16 protein-coding genes and 1 pseudogene are annotated in these 18506 nt (G+C 70.4%); 14 read left to right on the top strand and 3 right to left on the bottom strand.

The annotated features are described in order from the left end of the window. The first annotated feature begins 258 nt into the window (after positions 1–258). The 3 genes from GXN78_RS09580 to GXN78_RS09570 all read left to right on the top strand — a co-directional run bounded on the left by GXN78_RS09580 (position 259) and on the right by GXN78_RS09570 (position 1876). The gene (locus GXN78_RS09580; RefSeq protein ID WP_106557011.1) at positions 259–915 is read left to right on the top strand and encodes a hypothetical protein; all 657 of its coding nucleotides are present in this window, start codon (positions 259–261) and stop codon (positions 913–915) included. A gap of 287 nt (positions 916–1202) precedes the next feature. Beyond that, a complete protein-coding gene (locus GXN78_RS09575; RefSeq protein ID WP_106557012.1) occupies positions 1203–1670 on the top strand; it encodes a hypothetical protein in 468 nt (155 codons plus the stop codon). 2 nt (positions 1671–1672) lie between these two features. After that, entirely contained in the window at positions 1673–1876 is a 204-nt protein-coding gene (locus GXN78_RS09570; RefSeq protein ID WP_146163053.1) for a hypothetical protein, read from the top strand. A gap of 47 nt (positions 1877–1923) precedes the next feature. Here the strand turns inward: GXN78_RS09570 and GXN78_RS09565 are convergent, their stop codons facing one another. From GXN78_RS09565 to GXN78_RS09555, 3 genes are all read right to left on the bottom strand, one after another. Then, a complete protein-coding gene (locus GXN78_RS09565) occupies positions 1924–2280 on the bottom strand; it encodes a VOC family protein (protein ID WP_204162212.1) in 357 nt (118 codons plus the stop codon). A 46-nt stretch (positions 2281–2326) separates the two neighbouring features. Continuing rightward, a complete protein-coding gene (locus GXN78_RS09560) occupies positions 2327–3547 on the bottom strand; it encodes a hypothetical protein (protein WP_106557014.1) in 1221 nt (406 codons plus the stop codon). Positions 3548–3742: 195 nt separating this feature from the next. Beyond that, positions 3743–5035, bottom strand: coding sequence for an alpha/beta fold hydrolase (locus GXN78_RS09555; RefSeq protein ID WP_204162211.1), 1293 nt, complete (start codon positions 5033–5035; stop codon positions 3743–3745). A gap of 184 nt (positions 5036–5219) precedes the next feature. Here GXN78_RS09555 and tssK point away from each other — a divergent pair, with 184 nt between their 5' ends. From tssK to tssE, 11 genes and pseudogenes are all read left to right on the top strand, one after another. Further along, positions 5220–6551 (top strand): type VI secretion system baseplate subunit TssK, encoded by a 1332-nt coding sequence (gene tssK, locus GXN78_RS09550; protein ID WP_106557015.1) that lies wholly within the window; start codon positions 5220–5222, stop codon positions 6549–6551. A gap of 47 nt (positions 6552–6598) precedes the next feature. Further along, the gene (locus GXN78_RS09545) at positions 6599–7930 is read left to right on the top strand and encodes a DotU family type VI secretion system protein (protein ID WP_106557016.1); all 1332 of its coding nucleotides are present in this window, start codon (positions 6599–6601) and stop codon (positions 7928–7930) included. Beyond that, a complete protein-coding gene (gene tssM / locus GXN78_RS09540; protein WP_106557017.1) occupies positions 7927–11532 on the top strand; it encodes a type VI secretion system membrane subunit TssM in 3606 nt (1201 codons plus the stop codon). The genes GXN78_RS09545 and tssM overlap by 4 nt, the downstream gene beginning before the upstream one ends. Beyond that, the gene (tagF, locus tag GXN78_RS09535; protein ID WP_239142653.1) at positions 11529–12173 is read left to right on the top strand and encodes a type VI secretion system-associated protein TagF; all 645 of its coding nucleotides are present in this window, start codon (positions 11529–11531) and stop codon (positions 12171–12173) included. Before tssM ends, tagF begins: the two co-directional genes overlap by 4 nt. Next, positions 12170–13144, top strand: a pseudogene (locus GXN78_RS41140) (serine/threonine-protein kinase); the annotation flags it as partial. The gene tagF and the pseudogene GXN78_RS41140, both read left to right, overlap by 4 nt. Positions 13145–13596: 452 nt before the next feature. Next, positions 13597–14049, top strand: coding sequence for a DUF4384 domain-containing protein (locus GXN78_RS41135; protein WP_239142811.1), 453 nt, complete (start codon positions 13597–13599; stop codon positions 14047–14049). Positions 14050–14103: 54 nt separating this feature from the next. Beyond that, a complete protein-coding gene (locus GXN78_RS09525) occupies positions 14104–15747 on the top strand; it encodes an MltA domain-containing protein (protein WP_106557019.1) in 1644 nt (547 codons plus the stop codon). A gap of 17 nt (positions 15748–15764) precedes the next feature. Next, a complete protein-coding gene (locus tag GXN78_RS41130; protein WP_239142652.1) occupies positions 15765–16547 on the top strand; it encodes a hypothetical protein in 783 nt (260 codons plus the stop codon). A gap of 34 nt (positions 16548–16581) precedes the next feature. Further along, positions 16582–17139, top strand: coding sequence for a type VI secretion system tube protein Hcp (locus tag GXN78_RS09515; RefSeq protein ID WP_106557020.1), 558 nt, complete (start codon positions 16582–16584; stop codon positions 17137–17139). 33 nt (positions 17140–17172) lie between these two features. After that, positions 17173–17994, top strand: coding sequence for a type VI secretion system accessory protein TagJ (locus GXN78_RS09510; protein WP_106557021.1), 822 nt, complete (start codon positions 17173–17175; stop codon positions 17992–17994). Next, positions 17987–18502 carry a type VI secretion system baseplate subunit TssE gene (tssE, locus tag GXN78_RS09505; RefSeq protein WP_106557022.1) on the top strand — a complete coding sequence of 172 codons (516 nt, stop codon included), beginning with the start codon at positions 17987–17989 and terminating at the stop codon, positions 18500–18502. The genes GXN78_RS09510 and tssE overlap by 8 nt, the downstream gene beginning before the upstream one ends. Positions 18503–18506 lie beyond the last annotated feature (4 nt).

Here is an 18506-nt window from a genome sequence, read left to right as displayed (position 1 = left end):
GCGCCGCGACCGCGAAGCCCGCGCGGGCGCAAGAATTGATCAGATTCTTTCCTCGTGCTTTGGACCAAAATGCGCGGCCTCGCAACCAGAGCGAGCAGGGCAGGCCATGCAATCCAGAGTCGGCACGGGGCACACCCCCGGCACCACACAAATCCATCACCAAAGCCTTGGACGCGCGCGCCCGTCCATGAGCCATGCCTGCCCCGGCGCTATCGGCTTCATCGGCGCCCTCCGGCACTTCTTCCAGGAATACCTTGCATGACTATCGAATTCATCGCCCCGTGGCTCCTCCCCTCCGTGCTCAGCGCGATCACCATTGCGGCCGTCGTCCTGGGGCGCCGCAGGCACCGCCATGCATGGCTGCTCGACCTGTCGGCTCAAGCCGGCTGGAATGTCTACATCGTCGCCGCATCGGCCTGGGGCTTTCTGCCGCTGAGTGCCACGCTGACTGTCCTCTATTGGCACGACCGCCTCCGGTCGAAGCGCAAGGACGACTGCGAGAGCGAGGCTCGCGACGAGTGGAAGGACACGGTGATGGACGCCCTCGTTACGAGCGCGGCCTTCCGCAAGGAGCACGAAAGCGATCCCGAGAAGGCATTGACCGCACTGGTGAAGATGACAACCTGCATGGCGCTGGACCCGGCCATCTCGATCGAGGCCGAGGCCCTGGTGCAGCGAGGCCGCGACGAAGTCAACGGCAAAAGCGACATCACGGTGTCGCCGCCTGTTCATCTCCTGCAAGCGTTCGGCCAGCTCAAGCCGCTGCCCGAGACGACCGCCAAGCCCATCCGGTCCGCCAGCGTCCATCGCCGCGAGATCGGCATCGAGTGGGAAGACACCGGCGTGCCGGGCATCGAAGTGACGGAAATCGCTTCGTCAGCCCCTGCACCTTGGAGCACGCTCGCTGCGGCCTGAGGTGCCGCCAGGCGAGGCGAAGCGCGCCACCCGCCCAAGGCATGGATGGGTGCGCGCGTCTCTCAGCTTCCGTTATCACAAAGGTTCTAAGCGAACCCTTAGGCCATCTCCGCATGGCTGAGCATTCGGTCACAAGAATCTAAAGAATTCTCGCGCGCCGCCCACAAACAGGCAGTGGGTAACCAGAATCCGTCCCGCCAAAAAGAAGAAGGAACGGATGTGATGAATTCAAGGGGAGGCCGCGGGCCTGCGGCCCGTCAGAGCCTGCGCGTGTGGAAGCGCAAGACATGGGCGCTGGCTCTGCCGGCCACATCACCGCCGCCGGAAGCATCCTCAACGATGGCGGCCGCATCTACGCAGGCGGTGCCATCCAGCTCGATACCCCGCAGGTCAACAACAACGGCGGCTCCCTCACCTCGACCACCTTGTCCGCCAGCGGTCCGAGCTTCAGTAACGTGGGCGGCACCGTCAACGTCGCCCAGGGCTTCAGCGCCAATGTCGATCGCTTCGACAATACCGGCGGAACCCTGCGCGCAGGCAGCCTGCAGATTGCGAGCACGGGCGACCTGGTCAACACGGACGGCAAGCTCGAGAGCAACGGCGATGCGAGCCTGAGCGCCGGCGGCTCGCTGGACAACGCCCGAGGCAGCGTCTCCGCGGCCAGTGCATTGACTGAACACAGCCCGTCTGCTCTATCTCCGTGGAGGTCGTTGAGCAATACGCCAGATCAATCGAACGCGGAGAACGACCCGTAGTCGTGACGGCATCGGTGCACAAGGCATGGTCAGAATTCATCATTGACGGTCACCACAACCTCGCTGCATATCTCATGGCGGCTGTTCCGATAAGGCGACTTTCCATGATCAGGCTGAACAGTCCACAAGTGGAACTCGGGACGGCATTGGCGTTCTTGCCCGAGGCAGGTGCGCTGCGCGAACACCTGCAAAGGAACAAGACCTGATCGCTACGAGCCGTTTGGCGCGAATTTATTGGAAGGATGGATGAATCTCAAAGGCTCTGTATCACCGCCATGATGTTCCCCTCCGTATCCTTGAACCAAGCCGCCTTCGCTCCGCCCTCGTTCAAGATCCCGTTCGCATCCTGCCCCGGCATCTTGTAATCCTCGAACACCACCCCGCGCTTCTTCAGCTCGGCCACTTCGCTCTCGATATCCGCGACCTCCCAGAAGGCCTGGCTGGCCTGCGAGGTGCCTGCATTCGGCGTCGGGTACAGGAAGCAGCTGGTGCCGCCGGCGCAGTCGTAGACCACCCCACCGGCCGTTTCCATCTTGGGCTTGAACCCCAGTTTCTGTTCATAGAACTGCCGCGCGCGAGCGACGTCCTTCACGGGGATGTAGGCATACATCGGGGATTGTTGAAGCATGGCTTTCTCCTTTGGTTCGTTCGCTCGTTCATTTCTCGGTTCGCGCGTGCACGGCTTCGCCGACGCGGCGCACCGTCTCGACGGGCCTGCGCGGACTGTGCGTCACCTCGCGTGTGGGCACGCCGATGCGAAAGCAGAAGGTGGGCAGTCCACCGTTCAGAAAGAGCTGCTGCTCGACGGCCCTCTGCATCTTCGGCTCGTGCCCGAGCTGGCGTTCGCGGCAGATGCGTTCCGGGATCTGGTTCATCGGCTGGCAGGCCAGCCCCCGCAGCGTCGCCGCCAGTTGAAGCCGCTGCCAGGCGCGCCCGATCTGCAGCGAGACCACGTCGTCCAGCAGGCGATGCGCCGGAACGACAAAGAGGCCGAAGTGCGCGGCCGTCGCCAGCTGCACGTGGCGCGTGTTCTTGAGCCACACGGAATGGGCGGACTGCTCCGAGGTCTGCGGGACCAAGCGCGCCAGGGTTGCGAGCCACGGCGCCAGCCCCTGCGTCTGCATCGTCAGGCCGTCGCGGCGCGCATCGATCAGCGTCTGGTCCTGCCGGTACCAGCGCGCGCTGTCGTGGCTCATCGGCGCGTCCGCGATGATGTCCTGCGTCGCCTCCAGCGTGAGCGCGCCGAAGCGCCGGGCCTCCTCGCTCTTGCTGGGCAAGAAGACGAGCTCGTGGTCGCCGGTGCCCGCGACCTCGGCTTGAAGCGCATCCAGGGCCTCGTCGTCGATTTCGCCCGCGAGCGCGTAGGGCCCGCGGTCGGTGCGGCGCCTGACGATCGCGGCCTCGAGCCGGTGCGTCACCGCCTCGGGCGCCGGCGTCAGCGTCACCCGCGCCGCAAGCTCACGGCTCGACGACGGCCGCAGCGCGATTTCGGTCGCCAGCCCCGCCCCCGGCGCGGAAATCGCCATGTTCTCCAGCGCGCAGCCGATCCCGATGAACATCTCGCGCTCGTAAGGATCCATCGCGCCGAGCGCCCGCTCGAAGTCCGCGTGAACCAGGATCTCGCCCGGCCCCACGGTGAAGCGCCAGGGCTGCGAGTTGTGCGGGCTTGCCGCGAGCACGGCCGCCGCGACCAGCCGGTCGGCGCCGGCATGCGCATGGGTTTCGAACGCGCGCCAGGCGTCGAGCGACTTGTCCTCCGCACGCAGGAGGCCCTGGCGATAGGCCCGGTACGAAATGCCGCCGGCCGCAGCCAGCGCGGCAACGGCGGAGAACCATCGGAGCGCCGGATGCGCCGAGGGCAGGGTCTTGGCAGACATGGGGCCTCCGTGTCTCGAGATGAAGACGGGTTGTGACACGCGGCGGGGCATGGTGTCTGTCGGCCTCGTCCCACAAGAGCCAAACACCCCCCGAAAAGGCCCTCCCGCGACCGGGCAGCCGGCGGGGTGATGGTGCTGCTGGGTCTCAAGCTGGTGGCGGGCCGCGCGACAGGCCTGACAGCCGGCGGCGGCTCGTCACGGCGCTGCAATTTGCGCGAGGTAGCGTTCCATCGCCGGCGCCCACAGCGACCGGTCCAGATAGATCGAGTGCCCATCCAGCCCCGGCGGCGGGGCGTAGCTTTCGAAGGCGCCGCGCCCGCCCGCCTCGATGAAGGCATCGAAGTTCCTGCGGCTGTGGCGCAGCGCGTAGAACGGGTCCTTGTCGCCGTAGAGCCACAGCGTGGGCTGCGCAAAGGCAGCTCCGCGCCTGAAGATCACCGGGTTGACCGCATCGGCCTGCGAGCATCGGTCACCCACCCAGCCGCCCACGAAGTTCACCACGCCCCGGAACCAGTCCGGGTGCGCGCCGGCATAGGCGACGGAGAGAATGCCGCCGCGCGACACGCCGCCGATCAGCAGACGTTGCGGGTTCACGTCGGCGCGGGACCGCACATGCGCCATGACGACATCGAGATCCGCCACCGCGCGGTCCAGGCCGGGAATCGCGAGTTCTGGCCGGCAGGCATAGCGCGAGCGGTCACGCTCGAAGCCCTCGTCGTACAGCCCGTCGGACTGGCCGCGCCCGCGCCGCTGCGGAAACAGCACCTGCCAGCCCTTGTCCACGAAGTAGCGCGCCACCTCGGGCGCGGTCCACGTGAGCAGGAACCATTCGGGCTTGTCGCCCGTACCGGTGGAGCCGTGGTTGAAGACCAGCGTCGGGTAGGGGCCCGGCCCGAGCGGCTGGTAGACCACCATCTCCAGCGTCTGCGGCCGGCCGTCCTCGGTCCAGGGCGTGGGCACGCGCTCGACGCGGCGGGTGTACGTCGGATTCAACGGCTTCTGCGTCAGCACGCCAAAAGACAGCAGCTGGGTGTCGGGCCGCCACAGCGATATCTCCATGTCGCCGCTGCCCTCGCGCAGGCGCAGCAACAGCTTGGCGCCGGTACGCAGGCGCAGCCGCAGCTCGCCGCCTTCGAATTCGCCCACGGCACGGTCCGTGATCAAGCCCTGCCAGGCATTGGCGCCCGCATAGACCACTGTCGCCTCGCGTTCGCCGACTTGCTCGACCGCGATGCGCACGTCGCACTGCGCACGCGGGCAGGCCCAGCCCTGCCACAGCCCGCTGAAGCGGGCCTTGTCCGGCGCCAGCGCGGGATCGGGCGACCGCACGGCCACGTCGGCCGGCAGCACCGCGGGCACCGGGCTTTCGGACAGCGCGGGTTCGAAGACCGCGATGGATGGCGGCCACGCCGTCTGCGCCGCCGCCGTGGCGCTCGCGCAAAGCATCCAGCCCCCCGCCACCAGCACACGCCAGATTGCTGCCCGCATTCGTCTTCCTTGTTCGTGACCGCGCAATGTAACCGCCGATGCGGCCTGCAAGCCCTCCAATAGCCCCTTCGCACTAGACCATCGCCCGCCCCTAGGCCATTAGCCAGATTTGCCTCGCCTCCCCCGCGCCGGAAACTAGATGTTTCCTTTCCGGCGGGGCCCCCCCGCCATCGACGGAGCGCGGATGAGTTGGCGAACTAAAGTGGTTTGGAGCGAGGGGATGCTGCTGCAGCCCCAGCATCTGCAGCAAAGCGAGCGCCATGCCGACCATGCGCGGCACCTGCTGTTGCGGACCACCACGCCCTATGCCTGGGGCTTTGCCGAGCTGGAGATCGACGCCGCCGCGCTCACGCTCGGCAAGCTGGCGCTGGTGCGCGCGGTGGGCGTGTTCGGCGACGGCACGGTGTTCGACATGCCGGCGGTCGACCCCCTGCCCGAGCCCATCGACATTCCCAATGCGATGCGCGACGAGGCGGTGGTGCTGGCCCTGCCGCTGCGCCGCGCGGGCGCACGCGAGGCCGATGCCGAGGCCTTCGAGGACCTGGTGCGCCACCGCGTGCTCGAAACCGAGGTGCCCGACTCCAACACCGCCGGCGAGCGCACCGCCACGCTGCAGCTGGGCGCGCTCAATGCCCGCCTGCTGCGCGCCGGCGACGCCACCGACGCCTGGACCACGCTCAACGTCGCCCGCGTGGTCGAGCGCCGCACCGACAACCAGGTGCAGCTCGACCGCGTGCTGCTGCCGCCGCTGCTCGACGTGGCCGGCCATGCCGTGATCCGCGGCTGGCTCGACGAGCTGCTGGGCCTCTTGCGCCAGCGCGGCGAAGCGCTGGCCGGGCGCATGACGCAGGGCGGCACCGGCGGCGTGGCCGAGATCGCCGACTTCCTGCTGCTGCAGACCGTCAACCGCAACGAGGCGGTGTTCGCGCATCTCGCCAAGAGCGCGATGCTGCACCCGCAGCGTTTCTTCGAGCTGGCGCTGGCGCTGGCCGGCGACCTCGCGAGCTTTCGCGATGCGCGCCGCGTGGCCCGCTTCGCACCCTACGTCCACGACGACCTGGCGATGAGCTTCAAGCCGCTGATGGACGACCTGCGACGCAGCCTTTCGATGGTGCTGGAGCAGTCGGCCATCCGCATCGACCTGCACGACCGCAAGCACGGCGTGCGCGTGGCGCTGATCCCCGACGTGGAGCTGCAGCGCAACGCCACCTTCGTGCTCGCGGTCAACGCGCAGATGCCCGGCGAGGCGCTGCGCGCGCGCTTTCCCACGCAGGTCAAGATCGGCCCGGTGGAGCGCATCCGCGACCTGGTCAACCTGGCGTTGCCGGGCGTCACGCTGATGCCGCTGCCGGTGGCGCCGCGGCAGATCCCTTTCCACAGCGGCGCCAACTACTTCGAGCTCGAGACGCGCAACAGCGACCTGTGGCGCCAGCTCGAGCAGTCGGGCGGCATGGCGATGCACATCGCGGGCGACTTCCCCGGACTGGATCTCGCCTTCTGGGCGATTCGATCATGACTGCGCAAGCCTTCGTGCGCTGTTAGCAAGACACAAGGTGCAGCACCATGACGACACCTGACCCCTTCGCTGCCTTCGAGTCGGAGCGCACGGTCATCAAGCCCAAGCCGCGCGGGCCGGGCGGCGCAGCCCCGATGCCGCCGCCCGCACCCATGGGCGGCGGTGGCGCCGAGCCGCTGCCGGCCGAGGTCGCCGATCTGGGCCTGCTCAATCCGCTGGTCTCGGCCGCCGGCAAGCTGCTGGTGCTGGTGGGCCAGCTGCGCAACATGGTCCATGCGCCCAACGTGCCGGCGCTGCGCGCATCGACCGCCGATGCGGTGAACCAGTTCGATGCCGCCGCGCGCCGCACAGGCGCCGCCAACGAGTCGGTGCTGGCCGCGCGCTACGTGCTGTGTACCGCGCTGGACGAAGCCGTGGCCAACACGCCCTGGGGCGTGCAGGGCGGCTGGAACAAGCAGAGCCTGCTGGTGCAGTTCCACAACGAGACCTGGGGCGGCGAGAAGGTGTTCCAGCTGCTGGCGCGCCTCGCGCAGGACGTGCCCACGCATCGCCAGTTGCTGGAGCTGATCTACAGCGTGCTGGCGCTGGGCTTCGAGGGCCGCTACCGCGTGCTGGAGAACGGCCGCGCCCAGCTCGACAGCGTGCGCCAGCGCCTGGCCGAGCTGATCGCCAAGGAGCGCCCGCCGGTCGAGGCCGAGCTCTCGCCGCACTGGCGCGGGCAGGGCGCCGGCACGGTGCGGCTGCGCGAGTCGCTGCCGATGTGGGTGTTCGCGGCCGGCTTCGCGCTGCTGTTGGCGCTGGCCTGGTTCGGCTTCAGGCTCACGCTCAACCAGCGCTCCGACGCCACCTATTCGGCCGTCTCCAGCCTGCGCGTGCCCAACGTGCAGATCGCGCCGCCGGCCATCCTGTCGAAGTCGCCGCGGCTTGCCAAGTTCCTAGAAGCGGAGATCAAGCAGGGCCTGGTCACCGTCACCGACGAGGCCGACCGCAGCACCGTACGGCTGCGCGGCGACAGCTTCTTCGGCTCCGGCAGCGCCGACCCGATGGCGCAGTCGCTGCCGGTGCTCAACCGCATCGGCCAGGCGCTGGCCGAGGTCAAGGGCGAGGTGCTGATCACCGGCCATTCCGACAACCAGCCGATCCGCTCCATGCGCTATCCCTCCAACTGGCATCTCTCGGCCGCGCGCGCCGACGCGGTGAAGGGTGCGCTCTCCACCCTGGTCGACCCGGCCCGCATGCGTTCCGACGGCAAGGCCGATGCCGAGCCCGTCGCCGCCAACGACACGCCGGCCAACCGCGCGCGCAACCGGCGGGTGGAGATCGTGCTGCTGAGCCCGCCCGAGCGCGTCGCCGCCGAGCTGTCGGAGGTCAAGCGATGATCAAGAAGCTCTTCGGATGGCTGTTCCATCCCGTGCTGCTGACGCTGCTGGCGCTCATCGTCGTCGCGCTGCTGATCTGGTGGATCGGCCCGCTGGTGCGCATCGGCGAGCTGGTCCCGCTGGACAGCGAGCTCTCGCGCGCGGTGCTGATCGGCGCGATCGTGCTGCTGGTGCTGCTGCGCGCCGCCTGGCGCCGCTGGCGCGTGCGCAAGGCGAGCCAGCACCTCACCGACGGGCTGATGAGGGCGCCCGCCGCGCCGGCTGCCGCAGGCGAGGACGGCGGCGAGCGCAAGGTGCTGGACGCACGCTTCACCGATGCCGTCGCCACCCTCAAGAAGATGCGCCTGCACGCCGCCGGCCGCAAGCCGGGCTGGCGCGACTGGCTTTCGCTCTCGGGCGGCAGCTATCTCTACGACCTGCCCTGGTACGTCTTCATCGGCGCGCCGGGCGCGGGCAAGACCACCGCGCTGGTCAACTCGGGCCTCTCCTTCCCGCTGGCCGAGAAGTTCGGCCCCGGCGCCATCCGCGGCATCGGCGGCACGCGCAACTGCGACTGGTGGTTCACCGACGACGCGGTGCTCATCGACACCGCCGGCCGCTACACCACCCAGGACAGCCACCAGACCGAGGACAAGGGCGCGTGGGAGAGCTTCCTCGGCCTGCTCAAGAAGGTGCGCCCGCGGCGCCCGCTCAACGGCGTGTTCCTCACCGTCAGCGTGCAGGATTTGCTGTCGCACAACGCCGAGCAGCGCAGCACGCTCGCGGCCTCGATCCGCGCGCGCCTGCTGGAGCTCGACGCCAAGCTCGCCACCCGGCTGCCGGTCTATGTGCTGGTCACCAAGAGCGACCTGCTCTACGGCTTCGGCGAGTATTTCGCGGACCTCGGCAAGGAGCAGCGCGCGCAGGTCTTCGGCTTCACGCTCCCGGCCGAGGAGGGCGCGGTGGTCGACGAGAAGGGCCTCACCGCCGCCTTCCATCGCGAGTTCGGCCTGCTGCACGGGCGCGTCAACGACGCGCTGATCCAGCGCATGCAGCGCGAGACCGACGGCACCCGGCGCGCCGCGATCTTCGGCTTCCCGGCCCAGTTCGGCTCCATCGAGCCGCTGCTCGCGGACCTGCTGGAGCAGGTCTTCACCGGCTCGCGCTTCACCCAGCCGCCCTGGGTGCGCGGCGTCTACTTCACCAGCGGCACGCAGGAGGGCAGCCCGATCGACCGCGTGATGGGCGCGCTCTCGCGCAGCTTCGGGCTGGAGCGCGCGATCCTGCCGCCGCAGAAGAGCAGCGGGCGCAGCTACTTCCTCACCTCGCTGCTGCGCGACGTGGTCTTCCCAGAGCAGCGCCTGGCCGGCGCCGACGTCAAGCTGGAGCGCCGCCGCCATGGGCTGCGCGTCGCCGCGCTGGCGGCGATGACGCTGGTCACGCTCGCCCTGCTGGCTGGCTGGGGCTGGAGCGGCTGGCGCAACCTCGAGTACCTGAAGGCCGTCGATGCGCGCATCGCGCCCGCGCGCCAGCAGCTCGCCGCGCTGCCGGCGCGGGTGCAGAACCTGGTCGAGGTGGCGCCGGTGCTGCAGGGCCTGCGCAACATCTGGAAGGTGCCCGAGAACCGCGAGGGCGACGAGCCCCTGTCGATGACGCTCGGCCTCTACCAGGGCAACAAGCTGGACGCCGCCGCCATGCTGTCGCATCAGCGCGCGCTCAACGAGGTCTTCCTGCCGCAGCTGGCCAAGCGCATCGAGGACCAGCTGCGCACCGCGCAGAAGGACAACCTCGAGTTCACCTACGAGGCGCTCAAGACCTACCTGATGCTGCACCAGCCCGACCGCTTCGACCCCGAAGCCCTGAAGGCCTGGATCACCCTCGACTGGGCGCGCAACCTCGACCGCGGCATCCCCGAGGACCAGCGCAAGCTGCTCGAGGACCAGCTCGACGTGCTCATCGCCCAGGGCCCGCCGCGCTCGCCGCTCAAGATGGACGAGGCGCTGGTGCGCAACGTGCGCGCCGTGCTCGCCAGCTACCCGCTGGAGCAGCGCGTCTTCAGCCGCCTGAAGCGCCAGCGCCTGGGCAAGGACATCCCGCCCTTCAGCGTCGCCGCGGCCGCGGGCCCGGCCGGCCCGCTGGTCTTCGAGCGCGCCAGCGGCAAGCCGCTCGCCGATGGCGTGCCCGGCATGTTCACCTACGACGGCTACCATAAGCGCTTCCAGAACGAGGTGACCGTGGTCACCGGCCTGCTGGCCACCGAGGACCCGTGGGTGCTGGGCCAGGAGCGCGGCGCGGCCGACCGGCTGCGCGACGCCGCCGCCCTGGGCGCGCTGACCGACCGCGTGCGCCGGCTCTACCTCGAGGAATACGCGAAGGTGTGGGAGGCCCTGCTGGCCGACGTGCGCCTGGTGCGCGCCACCGGCCTCGAGAAGAACATCGAGAACGCGCGCATCCTCTCGGGCGTGGGCTCGCCGCTCGCGAGCTTCCTGCGCGCGGTGGTCAAGGAGACCACGCTGACGCCGGCCGAGCAGCAGGGCAAGGACGTGGTCACCAAGGCCAGCGAGACGGTGCGCAACACCCGCAAGGGCCTGGAGGAGCTGTTCGGCGGCGACCCCAACAAGCAGGTGGCCGCGGGCAAGCGCATCGAGAGCATCGTCGACGACCGTTTCGCCGACCTGCGCCGCCTGGTCAGCTCGCCCACGCCGGGCGGCCCGGCGCCCATCGACGACACGCTCAAGCTCTTCAACGAGGTCTACGTGTATCTGACGGCGGTCGACACCGCGGTCAAGAACCGCAGCTCGCCGCCCCCCGGCGACGTCGCGGGCAAGCTCAAGTCCGATGCCGGCCGCCTGCCCGAGCCGGTGCGCTCGATGGTCGAGAACCTCAGCCAGTCCGGCGCCACCCAGGCCCGCGTGGCCGAGCGCGGCAGCCTGAGCCTGGACCTGCGTCCGGTCACCGAGTTCTGCAAGAGCGCGATCGCCGGGCGCTATCCCTTCGTCAACAGCAGCAAGCGCGACGTGCTGCCCGAGGACTTTGGCCAGATGTTCGGCCCCGGCGGCCTGATGGACGAGTTCTTCCAGAAGCGCCTGGCCGCGCTGGTCGACACCAGCACCCGGCCCTGGCGCTACAAGCCGGTGGCCGAGCAGGGCGCGATCACGGCACAGGCCATCGCGCAGTTCGAGCGCGCCGCGCGCATCAAGGAGATCTTCTTCCGCGCCGCCGGCCGCACGCCCGCCATGCGGCTGGACTTCAGGCCGGTGGAGATGGATGCGGGCATCACCCAGTTCATCCTCGACGTCGACGGCCAGCTGGTGAAGTACGCGCACGGCCCGGTGGTGCCGATGGCCGTGCAGTGGCCCGGCCCCAAAGGCACCAACCAGGTGCGGGTGCAGGTCAGCCCGCCCTCGGCCAGCGGGCCCTCGGGCACGGCGGTCGACGGGCCCTGGGCCCTGTTCCGCGTGCTCGACGAGGGCCAGCTCGAAGCCGGCGACGCGCCTGAGAAGTTCTTCATCACCTTCCAGATCGGCGCGCGCAAGACCCGCTTCGAGGTCACGACCAACAGCGTGCAGCATCCGATTCGCCTGCGTGAACTGCGCGAGTTCGCTTGCCCGGAGGGCTTGTGACTGAGGATGACGGCTCGACCACCGCCCCGGGCTGGTTCGGCAAGCTGCCCGGCATGGGCGACTTCGCCCAGCGCCGCATGCCGGAGCTGTTCCGCGAACCTTGGGACCGCTGGCTGCAGAACGGCCTGGCCAAGCTGCGCGCGCGGCGCAGCGACTGGACCGAGCGCTACCTCAGGGCGCCGCTGTGGTGCTTCGTGCTGAGCGAAGGCGTGATCGACGGGCGCAGCTGGCTCGGCGTCCTGATGCCTTCGGTCGACGGTGTCGGGCGCTACTTCCCATTGACTCTGACGGCTGAGCTGGTCTCTTCGCGCACCGAGCTGCAGGGCGAGGTGTTGGCGCGCACGCGGCGCTGGTGGACCCTGGCCGCCCAGGCCGCGCTCGAGGGGCTGGAGCATGACCTCGATGCGGAGCGTTTCGATGCGCGGCTCCAGGAGCTGTTCGCCGGCGACGCGGCCGAGGAAGACACCGGCGAGCACCCGCCGCTGGCACTGCCGGAGGTCGGCCACTCGCTGTGGTTCACCGATCCCGGCGCCGAGCGCGGTCTCGGCATGACCAGCCATGGCTTGCCCCAGGACGAGCAGTTCGAGTCGCTGTTCGGCTTCGGCACCGAGCCGGGTGTGCGCCAGGAGGCGGGGCCATGAGCGAGCAAAACCCCTCCTCGCGACCCGTGCCGCCCGGCGACGACGACCCGACGCAGGTCATCACCGGCCGCCCGTCCGCCGCGCCCACGCCGGACGAGGGCGCGACCATCATCACCGGCGGCGGCCCCACCGTGCCGCCCAGCCAGACGCCGACCCTGGCGGCCGCCTCGCGCACGACATCGATCAGCAACGAGCAGGCCGGCCTGCTCCCCATCGGCAGCCGGCTCGCCGAGTTCGAGGTCACGCGCATCGTCGGCCAGGGCGGCTTCGGCGTGGTCTACGAGGCCTGGGACCCGACGCTGGAGCGCGTGGTCGCGATCAAGGAGTACCTGCCCAGCTCGCTGTCCACCCGCCAGGGCGACGGCACCGTCACCCCGCTGTCGGAGCGGCACCGCGAGACCTTCGACCTGGGCATGCGCAGCTTCATCAACGAGGCGCGGCTGCTGGCCCAGTTCGACCATCCCTCGCTGCTCAAGGTCTACCGCTTCTGGCAGGAGCGCGGCACCACCTACATGGTGATGCCCTTCTACCGCGGCGACACCCTGCGCCAGGCGCTGCACGCGCTGCCGGGCGGCGCCGCCGAGGGCTGGCTGCTGCACATCATGGACGGCGTGACGCAGGCGCTGTCGGTGATGCACGCGGCCCACTGCTACCACCGCGACATCGCGCCCGACAACATCATCCTGCTCGAGGGCTCGGGCCGGCCGGTGGTGCTGGACTTCGGCGCCGCGCGGCGGGTGATCACCGACAAGACGCAGGCCATCACCGTCATCCTCAAGCCCGGCTACGCGCCGATCGAGCAATACGCCGAGATGCCCGACATGGCGCAGGGCGCCTGGACCGACGTCTACGCGCTCGCGGCCGTGATGCACGTGGCGGTGAGCGGCCGCGCGCCGCCGCCGTCGGTGGCGCGGCTCTTGTCCGACAGCTACGTGCCGCTCTCGGGCAACGAGGCGCTGCGCCAGCGCTACAGCCCCGCGCTGCTCGCGGCCATCGACGCCGGCCTGGGCGTGCGGCCCGAGTCGCGCCCGCAGTCCATGGCCGCGCTGCGCGAGGCGCTGGCGCTGGATGGCGGGGTGACGGTGATCCGGCCCCCGGCCGCGCCCTCGCGCGCCTCGACACGCGGTTCGCTCCCGCCGCCGCACGCACCCGCACCCGCGGCATCTGCCAAGGGCAAGGGCGCGGCCCTGGCAGGCGTGGCCGCGGTGGCTGTGCTGGCCGCGGCCGGCGGATGGTGGTGGTGGCAAGGCCGCGCCGGCAGCGGTGCCGATGACGGCAGGCCCGGTGAGCACCGCGCCGGCGCCGCCGGCCGAAGTCGCGCAGGCGCCCGCACCGCCGCCCCCACCACCGCCGCCCCCCGCCAGGGCGCACGCCGGCCGAGTCGCTGCAGTCGCTGGCCGAGGGCGCCGCGCCGGGCTTCGAGGTGGCGGCGAGCCCGCGCAAGAGCGAAGTCGCGATCGGCAAGGACAAGCTGGGCTTCGAGCTGCGCAGCAAGCGCGAGGGCTTCGTCTACGTCTACCTGCTGTCCAGCGGCGGCGAGATGTTCCTGCTCTTCCCCAACCTGCTGGACAAGTACAACAAGATCGCCGCCGGCCAGAGCCTCACGCTGCCGCGCGCCTCCTGGCCGATGGACGCGGGCGGGCCGGCCGGCGTCAACCAGTTCGCGGTGCTGGTCAGCGAGCACGAGCGCGACTTCGGCGGCTCCGGCATGCAGAGCGAGGGCGTGTTCCCGCAGTTCCCGCTGCCGGTGCTGGCGGCCCTCGAATCCGCACGCGGCAGCGGCCCGCCGCCGCTGCTGGGCAAGCCCGTGTGCGCCCCCAACACGCCTTGCAAGGACGCCTATGGCACGGCCTTCTTCAAGATCACCGAGAAGTAATCGTCTTCAGGCCGTGGGCCCTTGCGCCCGTTGCCTTCGGATCAGGAGTCCTCCATGACACAAGCAGCCCTCGCCCTCTCTCTTTCGACGCTGCGCAGCGCGCCCGCACGCTGGGGCGGTGCCGCCATCGGCGCGGCCCTGCTGGCGGCCTGCGGCGCCATGCCGGGCCCCGGCACCGGCCCGGGCGCCGCGCCGGCGGCCCCCGTGGTCGCTGCGCCCGCGCCTGCTCCGGCACCGGCCGCCACCGAGTCTGCCTCGTCGCCCTCGAGCGCGCGGCCCCCCGCCGCGCCCGGCGGCGCCAGCGTGGCCGGCCAGGCCCGCACCTTCTCCACCCAGCTCGCCACCTACACGGCGGTCGGCTTCGACACGGTGCCCGGCTGGGGCCGCGACGACTTCGCCGAGAGCTGGCCGGCCTTCCTCGGCAGCTGCAAGGTGCTGACCGGCCGCGGCGCCGAGTGGCGCCAGATCTGCCAACGCGCCGCCACGGTGGACGCGAAGAGCAACCCGGCCATCCGCGGCTTCTTCGAGCGCGAGTTCTCGGCCTACCAGATCCGCGACGACGACCGCCGGCCCGACGGCGTGGTCACCGGCTACTTCGAGCCCGAGATCGCCGGCAGCCGCAACTACGCGCCGCCCTACATCTACCCGGTCTACGGCCAGCCCGAAGACATGCTGTTCGCCGACGCGCGCAAGCTGCCGCCCGGCAGCGGCACCGTGGCCGCGCGCGTGGAGGGGCGCAGCGTGGTGGTGCAGCAGGGCCTCTCGACGCGCGACATGGGCGCGCCGGGCCTCTACGCGCTCGACCTCTCGGGCATCACGCGCGACACGCTGGATCGCAAGGTCCGCCTGCGCATCGAGGGCAAGCGCCTCCTGCCTTACTACACGCGCGAGGAGATCGAGACCAAGGGCGCGCCCAACGCCCGCGTGCTCGCCTTCGTGAGCAGCGCCACCGCGCTCTACGAGATGCAGATCCAGGGCTCGGGCCGCATCCGCCTGCCCAGCGGCGAGGTCGTCCGCGTCGCTTATGCCGAGCAGAACGGCCAGCCCTTCCGGCCCACGATCGCGCAGTCGTCCTCGGGCAAGGCGCTCAGCCGGGTGAAGACGCGCGGCCTCGGCGTGGAGCTCGAGCTGGACGACGGCGACGACGAGGTCACCGACGGCGCGGTGATCCGCACCCGCGGCTTCACGCTGGCCCTGCCCGCGGCCAGCGGCGCGGTGGTGGTGCCGGGCCGGCGTGCCACCAGCCCGGTGCTCGGCTCCGGCATCAAGGACCCGAGCTACGTCTTCTTCAAGGAAGCCATCGGCGCCTCCGGCGGCCCGGTGGGCGCCTTCGGCGTGCCCTTGCAGGCCGGCCGCTCGATCGCGGTCGACCCGCGCGCCACGCCGCTGGGCTACCCGGTGTTCGTCTCGACGCGCACGCCCGACAGCGGCGCGCCGATGCAGCGCCTCACCATCGCGCAGGACACCGGCGGCGCCATCCGCGGCGCGGTGCGCGCCGACTACTTCTTCGGCAACGGCCAGCAGGCCGCGACCCAGGCGCGGCGCATGAAGGAGCGCGGGCAGCTCTGGATCCTGTTGCCGCGCGGCCTGGCGGTGGCGGCGGCCACCACCTCCACGATCCGCACGCGCGGCGCGGCGGTGGGCGCGGATCTGCCGCAGTGCCTGGTGCCGCAAGAGGACGCCTGCGTCGACGACTGAGTTCAGCGACAAGCGCAATGCAGGACACCCAGCTCAAGGCCGACCTCTGGCCCCCGCTCAGCCTGATCCGCAGCACCCTCGCCGGCGCCGGCGATGCCGCGGCGGGCGAGGCCCTGGTGCCGGCCGGTGCCGAACCCGCGCCCTCGCGCGCTTCCGACGCCAGCCTGTTGCTGCCGCTCACCGAGCTGGCCCGCCGGCGCGAGGCCGTGGCCGCGCGCGCCTTCCCTGCCCGCTGGGCGCCGGGCCGCCTGGTGAGCGTGCTGCATGAGGGCCGCCTGCTCGGCGTGCTGCTCGACAAGTGCCTGCACGACAAGCTGTGGCGCGGCTGGATGGCCGCCAGCGAGGCCGACTGGGCCAGCGCCTACGACGTGCTGCTGGAGCCCGGCGACGAGCCCTTCGAGCCCATGTTCGGCCTGATCCAGACCTGGAACGTGATCACCCTCGAGCAGCGGCCGCAGCTGTGCGCGCGCGTGCTGGGCGAGCTCTCGGACACGCGGCTGGCGGCCGTGCGCGCGGTCCACGACGAATGGGCCGTGCAGCAGCCGCTGGCGATCGCGCCCGAGCCCGGCCGCATCGCGCTGCGCACCGCCGGCGGCGTGTTCTCGGTGCTCTCCGGCACGCCGCTGGGCGTGGACGACCCGCGCTCCGAGTACCAGGGCCTGTACCTCGAAGCCGCCACGCGGCTGGCAATCCAGCTGCAGGCCGCGACGAAGCCCGGCACCCTGGCGCTCGCGGCGCCGGTGGCCGAGGGCTGGTGGTCGCGCCTCGCCGGCTGGGTTCGCCGAACCGCGGCGAAATAGCTCAGTCATTCATTCATTCACCGAGGAGAAGAAGATGTCTTGGACGATCGACGGCACCCTGGACCCCGACGAGGCCCTGCGCCTGCTGGACCATATGTCCGGCGCCAGCGACAACGACTTCGCGATGCTCATCGAGAACAAGGGCGCGGTCGTCGAGGGCGAGTCCGCGCGCCAGTACGAGGACGGCAAGCAGCGCATGGACATCGCGGGCTACGCCTACCTGGCCGAGGTCGTCACCCCGCCGGGCGCCAGCAAGGGCAAGGTGCGCAGCCACAGCCTGATCGTGGTGCGCAACTGCGATGCGGCGACGGCCTCCATCGCCAGCCTGATGAAGAACCAGGACAGCGACATCAAGGTGGAGCTGTCGGTCTTCAAGGCCGGCGGCGATTCGTCCAAGGACATGCAGCCCACGCTCGAGATCGTGCTGGAGGGTGCGCGCATCGACACCCATTCCATCCTGACCGGCGGCACGCCGCGCCGGCCCTGCGAGATCCTGTTCTTTCGCTACCGCAAGATCGAGATCCGGTCCGCGGCACAGAAGGGCACGGGCCAGCGCGGCGCCGTGCGCAGCTGCGTCATGAATGCTGAATGAATGAATGAATCCCCGGCTCACGAAAGACACCCCATGACCCAATCCGCCGAACTCCTGCAAGCCGCCGACCCTGCCGGCGCCCTCAAGGCCCTGAGCGAGGAGGTGCGCGCCAAGCCGGGCGACGCCAAGCTGCGCGTCTTCATGGCGCAGCTGCTGTGCGTGCTCGGCCAGTGGGAGCGCGCGCTCAACCAGCTCAACGTCGCGGCCGAGCTCGATGCGCTGGCCGTGCCGATGAAGCAGGTCTACGGCGAGGCCATCCGCTGCGAGGGCCTGCGCGCCGAGGTGTTCGCCGGCACGCGCACGCCGATGGTCTTCGGCCAGCCCGACGAGTGGCTCGCGCTCTTGATCGAGTCGCTGCTGCGCCAGGGCGCCGGCGATGCGGCATTGGCCGAGGACCTGCGCACGCGCGCCTTCGACGCCGCCCCTGCCACGCCGGGCACGCTCGACGGCCAGCCCTTCGAGTGGCTGGCCGACGCCGACATGCGCCTGGGCCCGGTGCTGGAGGCCTTCGTGAACGGCCGCTACTACTGGATCCCCTTCGCCCGCCTGGCGCACATCAAGTTCGACCCGCCCGAGGACCTGCGCGACTGCGTGTGGCTGCCGGCCCACCTGCAGTTCGAGAACGGCGGCGAGACCCTGGCCCTGGTGCCCACGCGCTACGAGGGCACGCACGCCTCTGGCGATGGCGCGCTGCAGCTCGCGCGCAAGACCGAGTGGCGCGAGCTGCGGCCCGAGGTGTGGGCCGGCTGGGGCCAGCGCATGCTCGGCGGCGACGACGGCGAGGAGCACGCCATGCTGGACGTGCGCGAGATCCTGTTCTCGGCAGCGGCGCAGCAAGAGCCGGCCCATGGCTGAGCAGATCGCCCAGGAGCGCCTGCAGCCTTCGCTGCTCGACCGGCTGATCGACAACGCGCCCACCGAGCAGCGCGAGAGCGACGACAAGCGCACCCTGACCCGCCAGGCCCTGCGCCAGGCGATGCTGCGCGACCTGTCGTGGCTGCTCAACGCGACCGGCTACGGCCTGCCCTTCGACGACAAGCGCTATCCGAATGCGGCGCGCTCGGTACTCAACTACGGATTGCCTATGCTGTCCGGCCAGTTCACGTCGTCCATTCAGCGTGTCAGCATGGAACAGGCTCTGAAGAACGCCATCCTGCAGTTCGAGCCCCGCATCCTGCCTCGCACACTCGAAGTGGAACTCGTCATGGAAGGCTCGGCACTCGATTCCCACAACCGCATCGGCCTCCAGATACGCGGGCTGCTCTGGGCCCAGCCGGTGCCGCTGGAGTTCCTGATGCGCAGCCGGATCGATCTGGAAGAGGGACGCATCGAGATCGAAGACGTGGCGCTTCCGCAGCGATAAAGAG

Origin of the sequence: Variovorax sp. WS11, assembly GCF_010499245.1 — a bacterium.
GTDB lineage: Bacteria > Pseudomonadota > Gammaproteobacteria > Burkholderiales > Burkholderiaceae_C > Variovorax.
This window is presented reverse-complemented; position numbering and strand designations above follow the sequence as displayed.

Coding starts and splice junctions, on each gene's coding strand:
- GXN78_RS09580 (WP_106557011.1), top strand. CDS start 259: ATGACTATCGAATTCATCGCCCCGTGGCTCCTCCCCTCCGTGCTCAGC.
- GXN78_RS09575 (WP_106557012.1), top strand. CDS start 1,203: ATGGGCGCTGGCTCTGCCGGCCACATCACCGCCGCCGGAAGCATCCTC.
- GXN78_RS09565 (WP_204162212.1), bottom strand. CDS start 2,280: ATGTATGCCTACATCCCCGTGAAGGACGTCGCTCGCGCGCGGCAGTTC.
- GXN78_RS09560 (WP_106557014.1), bottom strand. CDS start 3,547: ATGTCTGCCAAGACCCTGCCCTCGGCGCATCCGGCGCTCCGATGGTTC.
- GXN78_RS09555 (WP_204162211.1), bottom strand. CDS start 5,035: ATGCGGGCAGCAATCTGGCGTGTGCTGGTGGCGGGGGGCTGGATGCTT.
- tssK (WP_106557015.1), top strand. CDS start 5,220: ATGAGTTGGCGAACTAAAGTGGTTTGGAGCGAGGGGATGCTGCTGCAG.
- GXN78_RS09545 (WP_106557016.1), top strand. CDS start 6,599: ATGACGACACCTGACCCCTTCGCTGCCTTCGAGTCGGAGCGCACGGTC.
- tssM (WP_106557017.1), top strand. CDS start 7,927: ATGATCAAGAAGCTCTTCGGATGGCTGTTCCATCCCGTGCTGCTGACG.
- GXN78_RS09525 (WP_106557019.1), top strand. CDS start 14,104: ATGACACAAGCAGCCCTCGCCCTCTCTCTTTCGACGCTGCGCAGCGCG.
- GXN78_RS41130 (WP_239142652.1), top strand. CDS start 15,765: ATGCAGGACACCCAGCTCAAGGCCGACCTCTGGCCCCCGCTCAGCCTG.
- GXN78_RS09515 (WP_106557020.1), top strand. CDS start 16,582: ATGTCTTGGACGATCGACGGCACCCTGGACCCCGACGAGGCCCTGCGC.
- GXN78_RS09510 (WP_106557021.1), top strand. CDS start 17,173: ATGACCCAATCCGCCGAACTCCTGCAAGCCGCCGACCCTGCCGGCGCC.
- tssE (WP_106557022.1), top strand. CDS start 17,987: ATGGCTGAGCAGATCGCCCAGGAGCGCCTGCAGCCTTCGCTGCTCGAC.